Source organism: Tunicatimonas sp. (assembly GCF_049647865.1).
GTDB lineage: Bacteria > Bacteroidota > Bacteroidia > Cytophagales > Cyclobacteriaceae > Tunicatimonas.
This window is the reverse complement of the sequence record NZ_JBARYM010000355.1, coordinates 1-2,846: the sequence shown is the minus strand read 5'-3', so window position 1 is coordinate 2,846 and position 2,846 is coordinate 1. Positions and strand designations below refer to the sequence as shown.

Sequence of the window (2,846 nt, the reverse complement as noted above, 5' to 3'; positions counted from 1 at the left end):
CTCCTACGTTTCGGCTTGGGAGTACGGTCAAGATGGTCAATTTAAGCACCACGAGGAAGCACTGAAATTTGAGTTTATTGAACCCACGGTGCGAAGTTATAAATAGATAAGGTATGAACGTTACGTTTAGCATATGGCGGCAAGATAGCCCCAACGATAAAGGACAACTAAAGGACTACGAAGTAGAGGGGCTTACCGAAGATATGTCGCTACTAGAGGCTCTCGACCACTTGAACGAAACACTGGTGCTACAGAATGAAAAAGTAATTGCTTTCGAATACGATTGCCGCGAAGGTATCTGCGGTCAGTGCGGCGTATTCATCAACGGCCGGGCCCACGGTCCTCACCCAAACATGACGACCTGCCAACTGCACATGCGTAGCTTTGCCGATGGAAGTACCATCGTGATAGAACCCTGGCGGGCGGATAGCTTTCCAGTAGTAAAAGACCTAGTGGTGGATCGCTCCGCCTTTGATCGGATTATTGAGCAAGGTGGCTACATCAGTGCCAAAACCGGCACTGCTCCCGAAGCCAATGCGGTGCCCATTGGTAAAGAGATTGCTGATAAAGCGATGGATGCCGCCGCCTGTATTGGTTGCGGAGCCTGTGTAGCTGCCTGCAAGAACTCCTCGGCAGCCTTGTTCACTTCGGCCAAGATCAATCACCTAAACTCGCTGCCGCAGGGTAAGCCCGAGCAGCACCAGCGGGTGTTAGCGATGACCCAGCAAATGCAGGAGGAGGGCTTTGGCCACTGTACCTTTACCGGAGCCTGTGAAGTGGAGTGCCCCGAGGCAATCTCTATCACCAACATCGCTGAGATGAACAATCGGGTTATCCGAGCTTCTATTTTTGGCTAAGGGTAGATGACTTAGTCGTCTGAAATTTTCTTACATTGTTTTCCAAGCAATTGAACAACCTACCGTAAGAGAATGAAATCTAACCGACGAAAATTTTTAAAGGCTGCCGCTACCGTTGGGGGAGCTTCTACATTACTTCCGCTATCATCTTGCCTGTCTACCAAGAGGTCGGCTACAACATCAAGTATAATCCAATACTCTAAGCTGGATGAAGTTCGTAATCAACCGGTACTCCGGCGAGAACTTTTTACTAATCCGGTCATTATTGAGACCCTGGAGTTGCTGCGTGACCGGAATAATACTATCTGTCGGGTACGTTCCAAGGATGGTGCGGTTGGCTTAGCCATTGGGCATCCGTTTATTGCTCAGTCCAGTTATCCAATGTTCAATCTCAACCTAAAATTATTTTTTCTGGGTAAAGATGCTCGTGATTTAGACTTACTGATTTTCAACTCTGCTGAACGCAACGTAAAGCGACAAGGCATCCCGCTCAACGTTCAGATTGCAGTCATTGAGTTCGCCATTCTCGATATGCTAGGCACTATCGCTGACCTTCCCGCGGGACAGTTGCTAGGGCCACTTCGTAATCCGGAGGTGCCTATTTATTTAGGGCACTATCTGTGGGAATTCCGAAACAGGGAGCCGGAAGAGTCACTGGAACTGATGTACCAGGATTATTTAAAAACTGAGGCCAAAGCGATTAAACTACGAGCGGGTAGGGGGGATAATTTAGCCAGTGATATTGACAACGCGCCTGGTCGCACCGAAAAGCTGATCCGAATGGCTCGGGAAAAGTTCGGTGACGATATGAATTTGATGATTGATGGCAACGGCTCGTACTCAGTGAACGAGGCGATCCGTATCGGTAAAATTTTAGAAGAATATAACTATTATTTCTACGAAGAGCCCGTACCCTGGGATTGGTACGAAGAGCAGAAGTCGGTAGAAGAAGCCCTTACCATTCCAATGGCGGGCGGGGAAGAAGAGTTTGGGATGCACGCCTTTCGTTACCTTATCGGGAAGGAAGTTTTTCAAATCCTTCAGCCCGACCTGTTTTACTTTGGAGGTATGATCCGCACTATGCAAGTAGCCCGAATGGTAGAAGCCGCCGGTCTACAGATTACTCCCCACATCTCGGCCGGGGGATTAGGCTACGTGTACCTACTGCAAATGGTATCCGTTTGTCCGGCTACGGCGGAATTTCACGAATTTAAAATGTTCCAGACCAAAGATGCCAACGGTACCCTGGTACCAATAACCAGCAAAGCCGAACCGTTTAAAAGCGTAGACGGGATAATCAAGGTGCCCACGGGCTCCGGTTTGGGAATTACTATTGATCCCGATTATGTGAATTCCCACCGGGTAGTTTAAAACTGAAATTCACTATTAATTCGCTAAAACCTGCTTATCAGCCAAAAGCTGCTCTTGTAGTTGGTTATACTCTAACTGGTGAAGACCTTGCTCAGCATCAAGTGCCATTGCCGCTGCGGTTGCCGCTGATTGACCCAGCACCATAAAGACCGGTTCCATCCGAATTGAGCCAAAGGCAATGTGGCTAGCCGATAAGCAAACCGGAACGAGTAAGTTACTCACCTGCTCTTGCTTCGGAAGAATGGAGCGGAACGCGATAGGGTAGGGCGGGAAGCCTCCAACCTCTACGTTACCCTCGTTCTTCACTTGCCCATCGACCACGATCCGCTGACAATTATGCGAATCCATGGTATAGGCTGCCATTCCAATGGGGTCTTCTACCGTTTCTTTACCTTGGCAGTTCGCTTGGGTCATCACGTACTCACCAATTAACCGCCGGGCTTCGCGCACGTAGAGCTGAGGTGACCAGTTGCGGTTGTTGGTATACTCGTCTTTCGGGTAGCCCCACTGTTGGACTTCCTCTTGCAACTCAGTAGGAACGCGCGAATCGGTGGTGTAGAAGTACAGTAATCCTTGGGTGTAATCCTGGTGAGCTTTAATGATTTCCTGACGTTCCTG

At 49.0% G+C, this 2,846-nt stretch carries 3 protein-coding genes; 2 read left to right on the top strand and 1 reads right to left on the bottom strand.

The window, feature by feature from the left end:
- The first annotated feature begins 113 nt into the window (after positions 1–113).
- Both WBA23_RS10555 and WBA23_RS10550 read left to right on the top strand, forming a co-directional pair.
- Positions 114–857: a succinate dehydrogenase/fumarate reductase iron-sulfur subunit gene (locus WBA23_RS10555; RefSeq protein WP_424582242.1), complete on the top strand. Its 744-nt coding sequence runs from the start codon at positions 114–116 to the stop codon at positions 855–857.
- A 72-nt stretch (positions 858–929) separates the two neighbouring features.
- Positions 930–2,228, top strand: a complete 1,299-nt coding sequence (locus WBA23_RS10550) for a mandelate racemase/muconate lactonizing enzyme family protein (RefSeq protein ID WP_424582241.1) — start codon at positions 930–932, stop codon at positions 2,226–2,228.
- Between the two features lie 15 nt (positions 2,229–2,243).
- Here WBA23_RS10550 and WBA23_RS10545 read toward each other — a convergent pair.
- Positions 2,244–2,846 (bottom strand): FAD-dependent oxidoreductase (locus WBA23_RS10545; protein ID WP_424582240.1); only part of this gene is annotated, 603 nt, incomplete at its 5' end.

Coding starts and splice junctions, on each gene's coding strand:
- WBA23_RS10555 (WP_424582242.1), top strand. CDS start 114: ATGAACGTTACGTTTAGCATATGGCGGCAAGATAGCCCCAACGATAAA.
- WBA23_RS10550 (WP_424582241.1), top strand. CDS start 930: ATGAAATCTAACCGACGAAAATTTTTAAAGGCTGCCGCTACCGTTGGG.